Below are 18,896 nucleotides of genomic sequence, written 5' to 3'. Positions count from 1 at the left end.
TATGTTTTTTTTTAATTCTGTAATTTATTTAAACTGCTAAAATTTTAATTTTATAAATTAATAAAAAAAAATATGAAGAAGCAGAATATAATAATTGTGGTATGCACCATCGGATTGTTTTTGTCATGTGCGACTAATCCTGTTACAGGAGCTAAGAATATAAATTTTGTATCGAACAGTCAGTTGTTTCCTTCCTCTTTTCAGCAGTATGACACCTTTTTAAAGGAGAATAAAGTAATTTCAGGGACTCCTGAAGCCAACAAAGTAACAGAAGTTGGAATGAAAATTGCAGTTGCAGCACAGAAGTATTTAACTTCAATTGGGCAATCGGAGTATCTAAAAGATTATAGATGGGAATATAAACTAGTTGAAAATAAAGAAGTAAATGCATGGTGCATGCCAGGAGGAAAGATTGTTTTTTATTCGGGAATACTTCCTGTTACAAAAAATGATGCTGGGCTCGCAACAGTAATGGGTCATGAAGTTTCTCATGCATTGGCCAATCACGGAGCGCAAAGAATGAGTACCGCTCAATTACAAAGTATTGGTGCTGTTGGCGTTTCGCTTGCCACAGGTAATCAAAGTGCAGAGAACCAACAAATGTGGCAACAATATTATGGGATAGGATCTGAAGTAGGAGTAATGCTGCCTTTTAGCAGAAGTTATGAAAACGAAGCTGATAAGATTGGACTTACATTGATGGCAATTGCAGGTTATAATCCAGATGATGCTATCGATTTTTGGAGCAGAATGGCAACCGAATCATCAGGACAAAAGCCACCTGAGTTTTTGAGTACGCATCCATCTGATGTTTCTAGAATTGCAAATTTAAAAGCTTTGGTTCCTGGTGCAAAAGCTACAGCGGCAAAGTTTGGTGTAATTTTTAAATAAATAAAATACATCATGACTGTCCGTAAAGCTTACTGAATATATTTTTTTCGCTACTGATTATATTGATTTTCATAGATTTCAAGCGTATCATTAAAGAAAACGGTATAAATCTTTTTAATCTGTGGCCAGTTTTAAGTCGCGGATATTCATATGATACAATTTAAAAAATAACTCAAAAACCATTTCAATCGAAATGGTTTTTTTGCATTTAAGGTTTAAATTTTCACAGAAATAAAATGAATTGATGTAAAAAAATGGTTAAATGGTACTGTTTTTAAATCATTAAATTATGCAATTATTTAAAATAAAAGACTGCAATTGTTCTTAAAAATGGATACTTTAGCATGATAAAAAGATAAAACATGGAGCAATTGCAAAAAGGAAGTAAAAAATTATTAAACGCATGGGCATTTTATGATTGGGCAAATTCGGTTTATACACTTACAATTGCATCGGCTATATTTCCAATATTTTATGAAGCTTTGTTTTCAGATCGTGATCATTACATTGATGTTTTTGGACTTCATTTAAAAAACTCTGCTTTAATTAGTTTTATTACTGCTGCTGCGTTTTTAGTTATTTGTTTTATATCACCTTTATTGTCTGGAATTGCCGATTATGTTGGGAATAAAAAATCTTTTATGAAGTTTTTCTGTTATCTAGGTTCATTATCCTGTATGGGATTGTACTGGTTTGATCTCGAAAATATTTATTTAGGGCTTGCTTTTTATTTTTTCGGATTGATAGGATATTGGGGAAGCTTAGTTTTTTATAATTCTTATTTGCCAGATATTGCTTTTGTGGAACAACAAGACAAAATAAGTGCCAAAGGCTATTCATTAGGCTACATAGGGAGTGTACTCTTATTGATCATTAATTTAGCGATGGTTATGAAACCAAAACTTTTTGGAATTACCGGAACAGATGGTGAAGCAGCAATGAAGGCCATGCGTTATTCTTTTGTAATGGTAGGAGTTTGGTGGATTTTATTTAGTCAGTATTCTTATTATTATTTGCCGAAAGGAAATAAAAATACCAATCGAAAATTAACTAAGTCGGTTGTTTTTAATGGATTCAAAGAATTGAAAAAGGTTTGGTTATTATTAAATGAAAATGTTTCGTTGAGGCGTTATTTGGGAGGTTTTTTTGTTTCTAGTATGGGAGTACAAACCGTTATGCTGGTAGCTACATATTTTGGCGCACAAGAAATTCAATGGTCATCGAAAGAAGAAAGCACTATTGGATTAATTATTTGCATTTTATTAATACAATTAGTAGCTGTTCTTGGAGCTGTTTTAACTTCAAGAGCTTCTGCTAAATTTGGAAATATTCCGACCTTAATCGCAATTAATAGTGTTTGGGCAATATTTTGTGGTCTTGCCTTTTTTATAACATTACCATTGCATTTCTATATTATGGCAACAGTTGTGGGTTTTGTAATGGGAGGAATTCAATCTTTGTCCCGTTCCACCTATTCAAAATTATTACCTGAGACTAATGATACGACTTCATTCTTTAGTTTTTATGATGTAGCAGAAAAAGTAGGAATTGTAATAGGGATGTGCGTTTATGGAATTATAGATCAAATCACTGGAAGTCCTAGAATGGCAATTGTTATTTTGGCTGTCTTTTTCGTGATTAGCATCTTTTTATTAAGACGCGTTCCTAAAAAAGAGGCCTAGTAATTTCTGAATCATTATGGCTGAAAGTCTATAAAATTGAATGACAGATTAAAAGTCTTATGACAGAAATCATAAAAAATTACCGCAGATTCGCAGATTTTATTTAATCTATGAATCTGCGGCATTTTTTTTGCAAACTATTAGTTACAGTGTTTTTTATTACATCTTCGATATCTCACCCGACCCACTCACTTTTGTATCTTTTATTTCAGGATTTCCTTTGTAAGCAATATCTCCAGACCCAGAAACTCTGGCATATAAGCTTTGGCTGCAATTTACCTTCATATCTCCCGAACCTGAGATTGTAAGATTTGCATTTTTGGTAGCTAAATTGACCGCATCAACATCGCCTGAACCAGATATTTTAGAAATAAAACTATCCGAATTTCCAGTTAAAACAACATCTCCTGAACCACTTAGATTAGCTTCAAATTCAATTGTTTTAACATCCAAATTCAAATCACCGGAACCTGATAGTTTAGCAGAAAATTTTGAACTTTCAATAGTGCTTTTGGACTTGATATCACCCGAACCTGAAAGTGACACATAACTAATCTGTTCAAAAGGAACGGTCAAAATAATTTCTTTATTGGAACTGATGTTTACATTTTTCTCTGTATAAATTTTCAAAACATTTCCTGTAACTTCCACTTTGATGTATTGCATTAAATTTTCTTCTCCCTGAATGGATATTTCTCCTTCTTTTCCAGCAATTAAATTTACATCAAAGAAACCAGAAACATCAATTTCGTCATAACCCAAAGTAGTTCTTTTTTCGGTTATAATTTTACCATTTCCTTTAATTCTATTATTAGAAGACCATTGTGCATTTGCCATCGTTGTAATGAACAAAGCACTTAAAACGATGATTTGAATTGAATTTTTCATATTTGATTGATTTAAATTATAGATTGATACTTGAAACTTTTTTAAAATTCAAATTGCTATTGCTATTGAAGTTGCTATTGATTTTTATAAAGTTTTACATTGCCATAATCAGATGAAATTGAAACTTTATTTACTCCTTTTTTCTTATAATAACCACTTACTCTTTTAGTATAATTGGTTTCCTCTTTGGAACTAACTTCCATTTCATTTGAATCGTATTTAAAATCAGCATATCGAACAGAAACATCAAAATCAAAGAAATAATTGGGTTGAAAACCTATCGATATTCCACTATATCCAGATACAATAGAAATAGTATTTGCTTTGGCTTGTATCGCGTCAATAGAAATAGAACTGTATTTTGTATTTAGCTTTAATTGATTGGATAAGGTTCCAATGTCTATAGTCAAATAACCTCCATTTCCATCTAATGAGTTTACATTTTGGAGTTTTAAACTACCATATTTACTATTGTATTTTATATCATTTGCATTTATGATCTCCACTTCTGAATAATCTGAGAATAAATTTAGTTTTGAAACTTCATCTACTTTTATTCCAGAATATTTTGATGTAATAGTTCCCGATTTTAAAAAATCAATAGTCGATTTTGAGCAATAACCAATTTCAATATCATTATTACTTCCATTTAATTTTCCTAAATTAATTTTTCCATATTTGCAAGTAATGGCTGTTAATGAATAAAGATCCGTAGTGCTTATATTTCCGTATTTATTATTCAGTTTTACACTGCCATTTTTTGGTATTTTAATGGTATAATTGATTTCAAAGTTATTATTTCGGCCATTATTGTTTGAGGCGGTATGTTCAAAAACCGTTTTGGCGGTAACCATATTTTTTAAACCTAAAAAATCTACATTGATTCCTTCAAGTTTTTGATTCACCCATTTTTCGTTATCGCCACTTACTTTTATAAGTACTTCTATTTCAATTTTATCTTCATTCCATGTTGTAACAAAAATGGATCCATAAGAGTTGTCTATATTAATTCCTGCATCACTATTAACAATGTATGCTTTACTAATCGTTTTTTGTTTGGAATAGGTGAAATCATCATTTGAAAATCCAATAAAAGGTATCAATAATATAAGTAGGAGTAGGTTATATTGTTTTTTCATCGTTTAATTTTTTGAGTTTTTCTGATTCTTCAATATGTTGCAAGACACTTTGCAAAAATGAAATTCGGGTTTGTAAGTTGCTAATCATAGCAAAAATAATTGGCTTACTTTCGCCGTTGATTTCCAATTCATGCTTGATTTTTTCATAATCGCTATCTAGCGATTTCATTTGTTTTAAGGCATCACTGATTATTTTTTCATTCTCAGTTGATTTTTTTTCTTTGATTTTTCTTAATTCATTTTGAATTAAAACAGTAAAAATAGAGTCGGTTTGTTTTGTTTCTATTGAGGCAAATTTAAGCTCCTTTGGTTTTTCATTATTTTGGTATAAAACTGAAACACCTAGCATAACAACCAAAGAAGCAGCTATTGCGTAAATGAAGGTGTAATTCTTTTTTTGTTTTTTTAAAACTAGTTTTTTTGAAAATCGTTCCGAATGTTTGGGATTGATGTCATAAACATCCCATTGGTCTTCGTATTTTTCAAATAACTGATCTAATTTTTCATTTTCATTTTTCATTTTCATATTTCATTTAATTTTTTTCGTAAGCTTTCTTTAGCTCTACTTAAAGTTGTTCTACAGTTGGAATAACTAATTTTTAATATTTCGCTTATTTCTTCTTGATCGTAACCCTCAATATAAAATAAGTTTAAAATCATTGAATAACTATATTTTAAGGATTGAATCGTTTCTAGAATTTGTTTGACTTTTAAATCATTAAAGTCAAAGCTTTCATCTATTTCTTTTTCAGTTTCTTCTAGTTTGTAAAGTGTTTTTTCAAAATCTTCACTTTTAAATTGATTGTTTTTTTTATAAAAATCAATGCTGTAATTCACTATAATTCGTTTCAACCAAGCACCAAAGGCAACTTCTTGTTTGAAATCATTTATTTTGGTAAATGCCTTCAAAAAACCTTCTTGCATTACATCTTCGGCAAAATGTTCGTCTTTCACAATTCGATAGGCCACATTATACATCGCCTTGCAATAGCGATTATAAATCTCAAATTGTGCTTTCTGATTATTCTGTTTGCAGAGTAAAACTAAATCTTCGATATTTTGATTGCTTAAGCTCAAATAGTTTTTATGATTTTATATAAAGACATTGAATATTTTGGTTTGTTACAGTTTGTGATTTTAATTTACGAAAGATTGAAATATGTCATTTGTTTTTTACAATTTAATATTGGGAGTAATAAATTAAATACTATTTTTGTCTTATAAAATTATAAAAAAAAATATGAAAAAAATTACTAATTTATTATTGTTATCGCTTTTTATAAGCTTTTCTTTTTTTTCTTGCAGTAGTGACTCTTCTAATGATGAGGTAACTGGCGGAATTTCAACTGGCGACTATTGGCCAACTACTGTAGGTAATAGTTGGGTTTTTACTCAAGAGGGGGAAGAAAGTACTATGAAAATAATAGGTTCTGATGAAATGGGTGGAGCAAAGTATTACAAGTTTGACCAAATGGCTGGAGTTGGAGCTTCGCTTACTGGAGAAGTATCTTCTTGGATTAAGAAAAACCAAGGTGATTATTATTTAAAGTTAGGAGATATAAATATTGATTTACAAGGATTTACAGGTAAGGTCACTGGATATGAATTTCTTTTTTTTAAGGATTATTTGGATGTTAACCAAACATGGACTGGTAAATATACACATACAACAAGTTATAATATTCCTAATTTCCCAAGTATTGTTACCAACGTAAATTATACAGGGAAAATTTTAGAAAAAGGAGCTTCTGTAATTTTAAATGGGGTAACTTTTAAAGATGTTATTAAATTTAGATTTACCCAAGTTGCTTCTATTACTGGGCAATCAACTTCTGAAGTTATTTCTGAATATTGGATTGCTAAGAATATAGGTTTAATTAAGGCCGATAATAATGGAACTTTTACAGAACTTAAATCATATATCATTAAATAATATTTTAAAAGCTAAATTGAAAACCCAAAATTAATTTTGGGTTTTTTTATGCATTGATTTTTAGGGGATAAATTCAGTATCTATTTTAAAAACGCTTCCGATTATAATGGATGGAGTGGTTTTTACCGCTTATTTACAGCATTAAATTTTAATTTTTTAATATGTCTTAATTCGGTATTTTTTGGCTTCAGATAGAAAATACTTAAAGATAAATAGGAATGAGATTTATTTTGGCATAAAGATTGCCTTATTTTATACCTCAATATAATAGTGTATTTATACCTCGATATTAGCTCGAAATATTGTTGTGATACCTTATATTTGCGTTCCGAATTAATAAATTAATGACAAAAAGACTTAAATACTACTATGTCAAATCATAAAATACTTACCATTGACAATCTGTCACTTCAAGAATTTGATTCTGAAGCCGAATTAATTCCATTATTAACTCCAGAAGATGAGGAGGAAATGAATAACGAAGAATTACCCGATTCTTTGCCCATTTTACCTTTACGAAATACTGTTTTGTTTCCAGGAGTTGTTATCCCAATTTCTGCAGGACGAGACAAATCTATAAAACTAATCAATGATGCCAATGCTGCAGGAAAAGTAATTGGAGTTGTTGCGCAAATCAATGAGGAAGATGAAGATCCATCAAAAGATGATATTCATAAAATAGGAACTGTTGCACGTATTTTAAGGGTTTTAAAAATGCCTGATGGTAATGTAACGGTTATTCTACAAGGGAAAAAACGTTTTGAAATCACAGAAGTTGTTTCGGAGTCACCTTATATTACGGCCAAGATAAAAGATGTACCTGAAAAAAGACCAATCAAAAAAGATACAGAGTTTAATGCAATAGTTGATTCTGTAAAAGAGCTGGCTGTTCAGATTATAAATGAAAGTCCAAATATCCCGTCAGAAGCTACTTTTGCTATAAAAAATATTGGAAGTCCTTCGTTTTTAATTAGTTTTGTTTCTTCAAATATGAATTTGTCTGTAAAAGAGAAACAGGATTTATTATCTATTAATGGTTTAAAAGATCGCGCTCTGGAAACTTTGCGTTACATGAATGTAGAGTTACAAAAACTCGAATTGAAGAATGACATTCAATCCAAAGTGCGTTTTGACTTGGACCAACAGCAAAGAGAATATTTCTTGCACCAGCAAATGAAAACCATTCAGGAAGAATTGGGAGGCGTTTCGCAGGAGGAAGAAATGGACGAAATGAGTCAAAAAGCCAAAACCAAAAAATGGGACGAAAAAACGCAAAAACATTTCGAAAAAGAATTGTCCAAAATGCGTAGAATGAATCCGCAAGCTCCTGATTTTGGTATTCAAAGAAATTATTTAGAAATGTATTTAGAATTGCCTTGGGGCGAATATTCTAAAGATAATTTTGATTTAAAGCATGCCCAAAAAGTATTAGACAAAGATCATTTTGGATTGGAAGAGGTAAAGAAAAGAATGATTGAACATCTTGCGGTACTTAAATTGAGAAACGATATGAAGTCACCAATCATTTGTTTAACAGGACCTCCGGGAGTTGGAAAAACTTCAATTGGTAGATCTGTTGCCGAAGCATTGGGAAGAGAATATGTTCGTATCTCATTAGGCGGACTACGCGATGAAGCCGAGATTCGTGGACATAGAAAAACTTATATTGGAGCAATGCCAGGAAGAATTATTCAGAGTTTAAAGAAAGCTGGAACATCGAATCCTGTATTTGTTTTAGATGAAATTGATAAATTGTCTTCAAGTCATAACGGAGATCCATCTTCGGCATTATTAGAAGTTTTAGATCCGGAACAAAACAGTTCTTTTTATGATAATTTCCTTGAAATGGGTTATGATTTATCAAAAGTGATGTTTATTGCGACTTCCAATAATATGGCAGCTATTCAGCCTGCACTGGTTGATCGTATGGAAGTTATCAAAATGTCAGGATACACCATTGAAGAAAAAGTAGAAATTGCTAGAAAGCATTTGTTTTCTAAACAATTGGCTGCACATGGATTAAAAGCCAAAGATTTGAGTATTGGCAAAAAGCAACTGGAAAAAATTGTGGAAGGCTATACGCGTGAATCTGGTGTACGTGGATTAGAAAATAAAATTGCACAAATCATTCGTAATGCTGCCAAATCGGTTGCAATGGAAGAGGAATACAATAAAAAAGTAACCGACGAAGATATTTTAAAAGTATTGGGTGTTCCAAGATTAGAGCGTGACAAATACGAAAATAATGATGTTGCTGGTGTAGTAACAGGGTTGGCTTGGACAAGTGTTGGAGGTGATATTCTTTTTATAGAATCTTTACTTTCTCCTGGAAAAGGTTCTATGACGATTACCGGTAATTTAGGAACCGTTATGAAAGAATCTGCGACTATTGCATTGGAATACATCAAAGCAAATGCTGAATTGGTAGGTTTGAATTCAGAATTGCTTTCTAAATATAATATTCATTTACATGTGCCCGAAGGGGCTACTCCAAAAGATGGGCCAAGTGCTGGAATCGCCATGTTGACTTCATTGGTATCTTTATTGACTCAAAAAAGAGTGAAGAAAAATTTGGCAATGACAGGTGAAATCACTTTGAGAGGTAAAGTATTGCCAGTTGGTGGGATTAAAGAAAAAATATTGGCTGCCAAAAGAGCTAATATCAAAGAAATTATCTTGTGTCACGAGAACAAAAGTGACATTGATGAGATTAAGCCAGAGTATTTAGAAGGGCTTGCATTTCATTATGTAAAAGAAATGAGCGAGGTTTTGGAAATTGCTATAACCAAAGACAAAGTAAAAAATGCTAAAGAACTTAAATAGAGTAAAATAGAAAATAAATTGTTTTAATTCCAAATTCCAATCATTATGATTGGAGTTTGGAATTTGTTTTTTAGATTTAGCTTTTATTTATATTAATAATTTTATCTTCGCAACTGCGTATTATTTATTCCAAATAGCAATTATAGGCATGTCCCAAACAAAATTATTTTTATTTTTGACTCTTTTTTGTTCTGTTATTTACGGGCAAATTGGAGGGAAAAGTACTTATGAGTTTCTGAATTTGGTTACTTCGCCTAGACAAGCGGCATTGGGCGGAAAAGTGATTACCATCTATGACGAAGATGTTAACCAAGCACTTTTTAATCCAGCTTCAATCAATGAAGAAATGGACAACAGATTGGGTTTGAATTATGGTAATTATTTTGGCGAAGTGACTTATGGAACTGCTTCATACGCGTATACGTATGACCAACACTTACAAACCTTTCACGCTGGAATCAATTATATTAATTACGGAAAATTTGAAGGTTATGATGAAAGTGGCTTACCTACTTCATCATTTACTGGAAGTGAAATTGCACTTTCTTTGGGCTATGCATACAATATTCCTTATACAGACATACACATTGGTGCCAATGCCAAGTTTATTGAATCTTCATTAGAAACCTATACTTCTTTTGGGGGAGCTTTAGATTTGGGTTTTCTTTTTATTGACGAAAAAAACGATGTAAATTGGGCTTTGACACTTAAAAATATTGGAACTCAATTTACTACTTATGATGGTAAAAGGGAGGATTTGCCATTTGAAATAATTGCTGGAGTTTCTCAGGAATTGGAGCATGTGCCGATACGTTGGCACTTAACAGTCGAGAATTTGCAACAGTGGAATTTAGCTTTTTCGAACCCTGTTAATTCAGAAACTTCAATAGACGGAAGTGTTACAGAAGAAAAAATTTCTGTTTTTAATAATGCACTTCGGCATATGATACTGGGGGTAGAACTTTTTCCTAAACGATCTTTTAACCTTCGATTGGGCTATAATTTTCGGAGAGCTGTTGAATTGCAAATTCAAGATCAACGTAATTTTTCGGGACTTTCGTTTGGTTTTGGATTAAAACTGAATAAATTAAAACTTAATTATTCGTATTCGAGGTATACATTGGCAGGAAATACCAGTTTGTTTGGTTTGGTTGTTAATTTTGGGGAATGAATTTTTTAAAAAAAAGAGAAGAGAAAATAGAATAAAGAGAAGAGAAAAAAGAGAAGAGAAAAAAGAGAAGAGAAAAAAGAGCAAAGAATATAGAATAATGTAAGGCAAATAAATTAAACACATTTTGTCAAATTTAAAACAAAAACATGAAAAAAATAACCATAGCAATAGATGGATTTTCATCCACAGGAAAAAGTACTTTGGCCAAACAATTGGCTAAACATTTAGGGTATGTATATGTAGACACAGGTGCTATGTATCGGGCTGTGACTTTATTTGCCATGCAAAACAATTGTATTGGAATTGAATTTTTGGATAAAGATAAATTGATAAACAGTTTGCCTGCTATAAAACTGGTTTTTAAATTTAATGCTGATTTGGGTTTTGCCGAAATGTATTTAAATGATGTCAATGTCGAAACAGAAATTAGAACGTTGGAAGTATCGAGTTTCGTGAGTTCTGTAGCGGCAATATCAGAAGTTCGTTCCAAGTTGGTAGAGCAACAACAAGAAATGGGAGCAGCAAAAGGAATTGTGATGGATGGTCGAGATATTGGAACTGTTGTATTTCCAAAAGCTGAACTCAAAATATTTATGACCGCAGGAGCAGATACTCGCGCTGAAAGACGTTTTGATGAATTGCAAGCAAAAGGAGATCTAGTTTCTTATGAAGATGTTCTTAAGAACGTGGTTGAAAGAGATTACATTGATACCCATAGAGAAGATTCTCCTTTGGTTATGGCTGATGATGCTATAGAAATTGACAATTCATATTTGGATCGTAAGGAACAATTTGATGTTGTTTTGGAGTTGATAAATGATGTATTACAAAATGAATAAATATTTGCACGTTTGATTTTAAATAGTAGTTTTACAAGCTGATACTTTTTTATAATAAAAATACATTTTATGGGAATTAAAAATAGGTTAACATTAATGAGCTTTCTTCAATTTTTTGTTTGGGGAGCTTGGTTGATTACCATTGCAAATTATTGGTTTGGAACAAAGAATTGGGAAGGTACTCAATTTGGTTTGGTTTTTAGTACAATGGGAATTGCTTCTCTTTTTATGCCCACACTTACTGGAATTATAGCAGACAGGTGGATTAATGCCGAGAAATTGTATGGTGTTTTACATATTTTGTATGGTTGTGTTTTATTTTATTTACCCGAAGTTACCACTCCAACAACTTTTATTTACATTATGCTTGTTGCAATGTGTTTTTATATGCCAACTATTGCATTGAGTAATTCAATTTCATATAATGCCTTAAAAACAAATGGTCTGGACGTTGTTAAGAGCTTTCCGCCGATTCGTGTTTTTGGAACAATTGGATTTATTGTAGCCATGTGGATTACAAATCTAACAGGAAACAAAGCGACTGCTTATCAGTTTTATATTGCAGGAGTAGCTGCGATATTGTTGGGTTTATATGCCTTTAGTTTGCCAAAATGCAAACCCCAACGATTGATAAAAGAAAATGCTTCCTGGATGGAAACGATGGGATTAGAATCCTTTAAATTATTTGCCAATTATAAAATGGCTTTGTTTTTTATATTCTCAATGTTTTTGGGAGGAGCTTTACAGCTTACCAATGCTTATGGGGATGTTTTTTTGGATGAGTTCAAACATTTTCCTAAATATGCCGATTCTTTTGTAGTTGAATATTCTACTATTATAATGTCGATTTCTCAAATTTCGGAGACTTTGTTTATATTGGCTATTCCGTTTTTCTTGAAACGATTTGGTATTAAGCAAGTGATGCTGATTAGTATGTTGGCATGGGTATTGCGTTTTGGATTATTTTCTTTTGGAAATCCAACAGATGGATTGTGGATGATTATTTTGTCTTGTATTGTTTATGGTATGGCTTTTGATTTCTTTAATATATCGGGTTCTTTGTTTGTGGAAACGCATACAGATGCCAAAAACCGTTCTTCGGCTCAAGGGATGTTTATGATGATGACCAATGGAGTAGGGGCGATTTTGGGAAGTTTTACTTCGGGTTGGGCTATTGATCGTTTTTTTACCAAGTCTTTTGGTACTACAAAAGAGTTGGCTTCGTTTCTGGAAACAGAAAATACTAATCCTAATATGTTGGAATTTGTAAAAAGTCAAGGTAAAGTGATTTCTACTGATGGATTATTGGATTCGGCTTTGTTAATGAAAGATTGGCATACCATTTGGTTGGCATTTGCAATTTATTCATTGATTATTGCTATTGCATTTGCAGTTATGTTTAAACACGATCACGATCCAAATGAAGTGGAGAATGTGAATCATTAAATCACGATAAAATTTTAAATAAACCCGTCTTGTTTTTTAGAACAAGACGGGTTTGTCATTAACGGTAAATCATAGTTTTGATTCTGCCATAGCCCACGGTTTCAACCGTTGGTGATAATGCCGAGAAATATAAATGTTTTATGATACGTTACCCACGGTTGAAACCGTGGGCTATAAATAAACGTTTTTAAATACTGCTAAATCACAATATTACCTAGCTAGCCCCGATGGGAGGGAAAATCCTTTTATAAGCTTTGTCAAAGTTTAAAACTTTGACAAAGCTTATAAAAGATTGGAAGGACAGCGGGAACGATGCCAATAAAAATGCCCAATCTTTCGCTCCAAAACCTTTTATTGCTTCTTTTTGTGTTCCTAATAAATATCTCGCTTTAAATATTTTGCCATATTAAATAAATGAATTACTTTTGCACACCTTTTGGTGGATAGGAGTTTCCTTTAGGTATCAACAATTTAAGTAAAACAACTTCTGTTTTTTCTATCGCTTTGAGAAACTCAAGAAAAACAGAATACAAATTTTCAATCAGCATGTCTGAACAATTAAAATCACAAGAAGAGTTTTTAGCAAATTTTAACTGGCATAACTTCGAAGAAGGTATCGATGCAGTAGATGAGAAAAACTTATTGGAATTCGAAGAACTAGTTTCAAAAACATTTATCGCTACAGATCAAGAAGAAGTAGTTGATGGTGTGGTTGTTAGAATTACAGATAGAGACGTTATCGTTGATATCAACGCAAAATCGGAAGGTGTTATTTCATTAAACGAATTCCGTTACAACCCAGCATTAAAAGTAGGTGATACTGTAGAAGTATTAATTGACATCCGTGAGGACAAAACAGGTCAATTGGTATTGTCTCACAGAAAAGCACGTACTATCAAATCATGGGATAGAGTTATTTCGGCTAACGAAACAGGAGAAATCGTTAATGGTTTTGTAAAATGCAGAACTAAAGGTGGTATGATCGTTGACGTTTTCGGAATTGAAGCTTTCTTACCAGGATCTCAAATTGACGTTAAACCAATTAGAGACTACGATGTATATGTAAACAAAATGATGGAATTCAAAGTGGTAAAAATCAACCACGAATTCAAAAATGTTGTTGTTTCTCATAAAGCGCTTATTGAAGCGGATATTGAAGTACAGAAAAAAGAAATCATCGGTCAATTACAAAAAGGACAAGTATTAGAAGGTGTTGTTAAAAACATTACTTCTTATGGTGTGTTTATTGACTTAGGTGGTGTTGATGGATTAATTCACATTACTGACCTTTCTTGGAGTAGAATCAACCACCCAAGTGAAGTTCTTGAATTAGACCAAAAATTAAATGTTGTAATCCTTGATTTCGATGATGAGAAAACAAGAATTCAATTAGGATTGAAACAATTGAACGCTCACCCATGGGATGCTTTAAATGCTGATTTAAAAATTGGTGATAAAGTAAACGGTAAAGTAGTTGTAATCGCTGATTACGGTGCATTTATCGAAGTTGCTGAAGGTGTTGAAGGTTTAATCCACGTTTCTGAAATGTCATGGTCTACTCATTTACGTTCTGCTCAAGATTTCGTAAAAGTTGGAGATGTTGTTGAGGCTGTTATCTTAACTCTTGACAGAGATGACCGTAAAATGTCATTAGGTATCAAACAATTGACTCAAGATCCTTGGACTGACATCACTTCTAAATACCCAGTAGGTTCTAAACATACAGGTATCGTTAGAAACTTTACAAACTTTGGTATTTTCGTAGAATTGGAAGAAGGAATTGATGGATTAATTTACATCTCTGACTTATCTTGGACTAAGAAAATCAAACACCCATCTGAATTTGTAAATGTTGGTGAAAAACTTGATGTAGTTGTATTAGAATTAGATGTTGATGGACGTAAATTATCTTTAGGTCACAAACAAACTACTGCTAATCCTTGGGATCAATACGAAGATTCTTTCGCTGTAGGAACTATCCACAATGGTGAAATTTCTGAAATCGTTGACAAAGGAGCTACTGTAGAATTCGGAGATGATATCGTTGCTTTCATTCCTACTCGTCACCTTGAAAAAGAAGACGGTAAGAAATTGAAAAAAGGTGATACTGCTGATTTCAAAGTAATTGAATTCAACAAAGAATTCAAAAGAGTAGTTGCATCTCACACTGCTATCTTCCGTGAAGAAGAAGAGAAAAACGTGAAAGCTGTAACTGAAAATACTTCATCTGCATCATCTACAAACGCACCAGCTGCAACTTTAGGAGATAACAATGATGTATTGGCTGCATTGAAAGCTAAAATGGAAAAATCAGAGAAAAAATAATTTCTTGATTTTTTGAATATAGGAAGCCCCACTGCAATGTGGGGCTTTTTTTGTGCTATATTTAATTGTAACTAATTTCACTTTTTTATATTAAATGCTAATTGACCAGAGTATAATTTGTTTATCAACTACTATTTTAAATTATTTTACTAAAGAATGGATTATTACAAGAAAAAATATATTAAATATTAAGTTAATTGTATGTTAAGTTATGCGAAAATGATTATTTTTGAGAAAATCCTACATTTTATATGATTCCAAAACTATTTTCGTCAAAACATTTTACTTTCTACGTTTGTTTAAGTTTCTATATGTTTTTTTTATGCTCTACAGAAGTAAATGGACAATGTGCTGGAAATGACAAAGCTATTGACGTTTGTGATATTACAAATCCTGCTAGTCAAAATATTAATCTAAATCTAATATTAGACATAGGTCATACTCCTGGAGGAACATGGAAAGATGATGATAAATCAGGAGGATTTGATAAAACAACTGGTATTCTAAATGCACAATTAATCAGAAAAAGTGGTGTGTATCATTATACTTATACCGTTACTGGAGTTTCTGGTTGTCTTGATAACAATGCAATTGTAACAGTTACAATTGGAGGATACACAGGAGTACCCGCTCTCAATTCTTCTATTTGTAATGCCAATAGTGCTTATAATTTGTTTGAGGCATTTAATGGTAGTTTTCTCGCTCCTCAATCTGGTGGCACTTGGGTTGGAAATACAAGTTCTTTGGGTTTAACCAAAAACACTCTTAATGCTACATTTTTAAATTATGATACTACTTATGAATACACATATTCAATACCTGCTATAGGTTCTTGTGCGGCACCCTTAGATGCTAAAGTTTTTGTGACAATTTATCGTTCTCCAGAACCTGGAATTCCAACTGATTTAAGATTGTGCTCTAATGGGTTAAGTTCTTATACCAATTTTAATTTAAATGATCTATTAATAGGTGAAGACCAAGGTGGAGTTTGGACTGAAGTCTTAACTGATGAAATTGACAATAACGATGATACGGATTCTACTGTTGATATTCAAAATATTTATAATACCAAAGGTCCAGGAAGTTATCGTTTTACATATACGGTACTCACGGATAATAATGTTTGTTTTGATGAAACATCGAATTTAGATATCACAATAGAAAAACTACTTGATTATACAGGAGCTACTTTAACATTAAATGCTCCAATTTGTGAAAATGAAATTGCTACATCATCATTTTCTGGATCTATACAAAATGTTGTAAACATTCCAGACGGAACCTATTCTGTAACCTATACAATATCGGGTAATGGATCACCAATAACTAAAGCGAGTAGTTTTTTTAATAATGTTTTGACTTTTCCAATTGATAGAAGTAATTTTTCAGCTTCTGGAGATTATACCGTAACGGTTACAAATATTGTTAGTTTAGCAACGCTTAACATTTGTAACAATATAATTCCCTTAATTTCGGGAGTAATTCGAATTAACCCAATTCCAAAAATTAACAATGCTACACTAACAATTAATCCTGTATGTCAAAATGAAGATGCAGCGGTAGCTTTTTCGGGAACTTCAAATCTTTCTGATGGGACTTATGCAATTTTATACAATTTAACTGGATTAAATATAATAAGTGGCGTTTCGGGTGTTATGAATGTTATTGGAGGAATTTCTTCTTTTCTAATTCCAAGTGGATTAATACCTAAATCAGGAAAAACGACTGTTACCATAACTAAAATAACTAATACTACAACTGGTTGTACCAATTCGTCGACATTGAATAAAGAGTTTATCGTAAATCCTTTACCCGATGTTTCAAATTTGGCCATTGCTATAAAAGATGTTTGTCAAGGACAGCCCGCAACGATTGACCTGACTGGTTTAGGTACTTTGACGGATATTTCTATAGATTATACTATTTCTGGAGTCAATTCTGTATCAACTCTAACTTTAGCGTTGACTGTTGTTGGAGGTACAAAAAGTTTTGCTATTCCAGCGACGGACATTCCAAATGTTGGATTGACTACATTTACGATTACCAAAGTGACCAATGTATTAACTGGCTGTTCGATTACAACATTAATTCCTAAAGATTTTACTGTAAATCCAATTCCAATTATTCCTGCCGCAATTGACCGAAAATTTTGTACTTCCGATGCTGCAACAGTTGCCAATTTACAACCACAAGGTACACAATACCAATGGTTCGATTCTGCAGTAAGTACAGTTCCATTAATAAGTTCAGCTCCTTTATTATCTGGGAATTACTTTGTAAAAGAAGTAAATGCGTTAACAAAATGTGAATCTCCTTTAAAAATGATTGTAGTGCAAATCAATACTACGCCACAAATCAACACTGCAATATTAACAATTGTACCTATTTGCCAAGGATTCAATGCGGTAGTCAATTTTTCTGGAACTTCCAATTTGGCGGACGGGAGTTATGATATTCTTTACAATTTAACAGGCGCTAATATTGCTTCTGCCAAATCTGCGATTTTGACTATTACTGGCGGTTTGGGATCGTTTTCAATTGCTGCCAACTTAATTGCAAATGCTGGAAATACTACTATATCAATTACCAATATTACAAACTTGCTAACCCTTTGTACTAACAGTTCCACTCTAACGAAAGTTTTTATTGTCAATGCGGTTCCCGATGTCACAAATATGGTTGTGAATGTCAAAGATGGATGTTTGGGGCAAGATGTAAATGTTGATATTACTGGATTGGGAACTTTAACAAATATCTCATTGAACTATTCAGTAAATGGAGCGAATACAATAGGTTCTCAAACCCTTATTCTGACCGTAAGCGGAGGTAAAACAAACTTTTTAATTCCAGCATCTTTGCTTTCTACTACAGGGAGTAACACTTTTATCATAAATAATTTAACTAATATATCTAGTAGTTGTTTTGCGGTATTTTCAAGTCCTATATCCAAAAATTTTACAATAAATTCAATCCCTACTATTCCAATTGCAGCTGACCAGAAATTTTGTGAGACAGATTTGGAAACGGTAGCCAGTTTAAATCCAAATGGAAATCAATACAAATGGTACGATTCGCTTTCTAATTCAATACCATTGGCTAGTAATAAACTTTTGGTTTCAGGTACTTATTATGTGAAAGAAGCTAATGGTACAACTGGATGTGAATCAGCCGCGGCTTCAATTAATGTGCTTATAAATGTTGTACCTTCTCCAACTTTAAATCAAAACGGACAAGAATTTTGCGGAATAGACAAACCTACTATTCTTAATTTATCCAATAACACAAATTCCAATGGTAATTTAACCTGGTATGATAAAGCTACAAATGGTGCAGTACTAGCAAGTAGCGAGTTACTTTTGGAAGGAACAACTTATTATGGTTTTAATTTAGATACAAATACAAACTGTTATTCCAATCCAATGGTAGCAACGGTTACTCTAACCGATTGTACCGCCACAGAAGATAATTTCTTGATTCCTGATGGATTTTCACCAAATGGAGATGGAATAAATGAAACCTTTCAAATAGTGGATATCGAATTTACTTTTCCTAATTATACTTTAGAAATTTACAACCGTTATGGCAACTTGATGTTTAAAGGCAATATCAATAAACCTGCTTGGGATGGGGAAAATTCCAATTCCAACTTTATTTATGGTGACGCACCAACCGGAGTTTATTTTTATGTTATCAATTATAATAAAGACAATTTGTCTCCAAAACAAGGCCAACTTTATTTAAACCGATAATTCAATTTTT

13 protein-coding genes are annotated in these 18,896 nt (G+C 32.2%); 9 read left to right on the top strand and 4 right to left on the bottom strand.

Going from position 1 to position 18,896, the window contains the following annotated elements:
- Positions 1-72: 72 nt before the first annotated feature.
- Positions 73-891: a M48 family metallopeptidase gene (locus AC8GF4_RS13540; RefSeq protein WP_506595412.1), complete on the top strand. Its 819-nt coding sequence runs from the start codon at positions 73-75 to the stop codon at positions 889-891.
- Between the two features lie 362 nt (positions 892-1,253).
- Positions 1,254-2,573 carry an MFS transporter gene (locus AC8GF4_RS13535; RefSeq protein WP_506595410.1) on the top strand — a complete coding sequence of 440 codons (1,320 nt, stop codon included), beginning with the start codon at positions 1,254-1,256 and terminating at the stop codon, positions 2,571-2,573.
- A 159-nt stretch (positions 2,574-2,732) separates the two neighbouring features.
- Here AC8GF4_RS13535 and AC8GF4_RS13530 read toward each other — a convergent pair whose 3' ends face one another.
- The 4 genes from AC8GF4_RS13530 to AC8GF4_RS13515 form a co-directional block, all read right to left on the bottom strand.
- Positions 2,733-3,461: a head GIN domain-containing protein gene (locus AC8GF4_RS13530; protein ID WP_506595408.1), complete on the bottom strand. Its 729-nt coding sequence runs from the start codon at positions 3,459-3,461 to the stop codon at positions 2,733-2,735.
- Positions 3,462-3,535: 74 nt separating this feature from the next.
- On the bottom strand, positions 3,536-4,600 hold the full coding sequence (locus tag AC8GF4_RS13525; protein WP_506595407.1) for a hypothetical protein: 1,065 nt from the start codon (positions 4,598-4,600) through the stop codon (positions 3,536-3,538).
- Positions 4,584-5,126, bottom strand: coding sequence for an anti-sigma factor (locus AC8GF4_RS13520; protein WP_506595405.1), 543 nt, complete (start codon positions 5,124-5,126; stop codon positions 4,584-4,586). The genes AC8GF4_RS13525 and AC8GF4_RS13520 overlap by 17 nt, the downstream gene beginning before the upstream one ends.
- Positions 5,123-5,677, bottom strand: coding sequence for an RNA polymerase sigma factor (locus AC8GF4_RS13515; RefSeq protein WP_506595404.1), 555 nt, complete (start codon positions 5,675-5,677; stop codon positions 5,123-5,125). The genes AC8GF4_RS13520 and AC8GF4_RS13515 overlap by 4 nt, the downstream gene beginning before the upstream one ends.
- A gap of 163 nt (positions 5,678-5,840) precedes the next feature.
- Here AC8GF4_RS13515 and AC8GF4_RS13510 point away from each other — a divergent pair, with 163 nt between their 5' ends.
- From AC8GF4_RS13510 to AC8GF4_RS13480, 7 genes are all read left to right on the top strand, one after another.
- Positions 5,841-6,533 carry a hypothetical protein gene (locus AC8GF4_RS13510; protein WP_506595402.1) on the top strand — a complete coding sequence of 231 codons (693 nt, stop codon included), beginning with the start codon at positions 5,841-5,843 and terminating at the stop codon, positions 6,531-6,533.
- 369 nt (positions 6,534-6,902) lie between these two features.
- The gene (gene lon / locus AC8GF4_RS13505; protein WP_506595401.1) at positions 6,903-9,356 is read left to right on the top strand and encodes an endopeptidase La; all 2,454 of its coding nucleotides are present in this window, start codon (positions 6,903-6,905) and stop codon (positions 9,354-9,356) included.
- 148 nt (positions 9,357-9,504) lie between these two features.
- Complete coding sequence (porQ, locus tag AC8GF4_RS13500; protein WP_506595400.1) at positions 9,505-10,527, top strand: type IX secretion system protein PorQ; 1,023 nt, start codon at positions 9,505-9,507, stop codon at positions 10,525-10,527.
- A 146-nt stretch (positions 10,528-10,673) separates the two neighbouring features.
- A complete protein-coding gene (cmk, locus tag AC8GF4_RS13495; RefSeq protein WP_506595398.1) occupies positions 10,674-11,366 on the top strand; it encodes a (d)CMP kinase in 693 nt (230 codons plus the stop codon).
- A gap of 69 nt (positions 11,367-11,435) precedes the next feature.
- A complete protein-coding gene (locus AC8GF4_RS13490) occupies positions 11,436-12,812 on the top strand; it encodes a nucleoside permease (protein ID WP_506595396.1) in 1,377 nt (458 codons plus the stop codon).
- 546 nt (positions 12,813-13,358) lie between these two features.
- Positions 13,359-15,137 (top strand): 30S ribosomal protein S1, encoded by a 1,779-nt coding sequence (gene rpsA, locus AC8GF4_RS13485; protein ID WP_506595394.1) that lies wholly within the window; start codon positions 13,359-13,361, stop codon positions 15,135-15,137.
- A gap of 311 nt (positions 15,138-15,448) precedes the next feature.
- The gene (locus AC8GF4_RS13480) at positions 15,449-18,886 is read left to right on the top strand and encodes a T9SS type B sorting domain-containing protein (RefSeq protein ID WP_506595392.1); all 3,438 of its coding nucleotides are present in this window, start codon (positions 15,449-15,451) and stop codon (positions 18,884-18,886) included.
- Positions 18,887-18,896 lie beyond the last annotated feature (10 nt).

The sequence above is a fragment of the Flavobacterium rarum (SeqCode) genome (assembly GCF_965234445.1).
Classification (GTDB): domain Bacteria; phylum Bacteroidota; class Bacteroidia; order Flavobacteriales; family Flavobacteriaceae; genus Flavobacterium; species Flavobacterium rarum.
Note: the sequence above shows the minus strand (reverse complement) of the source record. Positions and strands in the feature narration are given on the sequence as shown.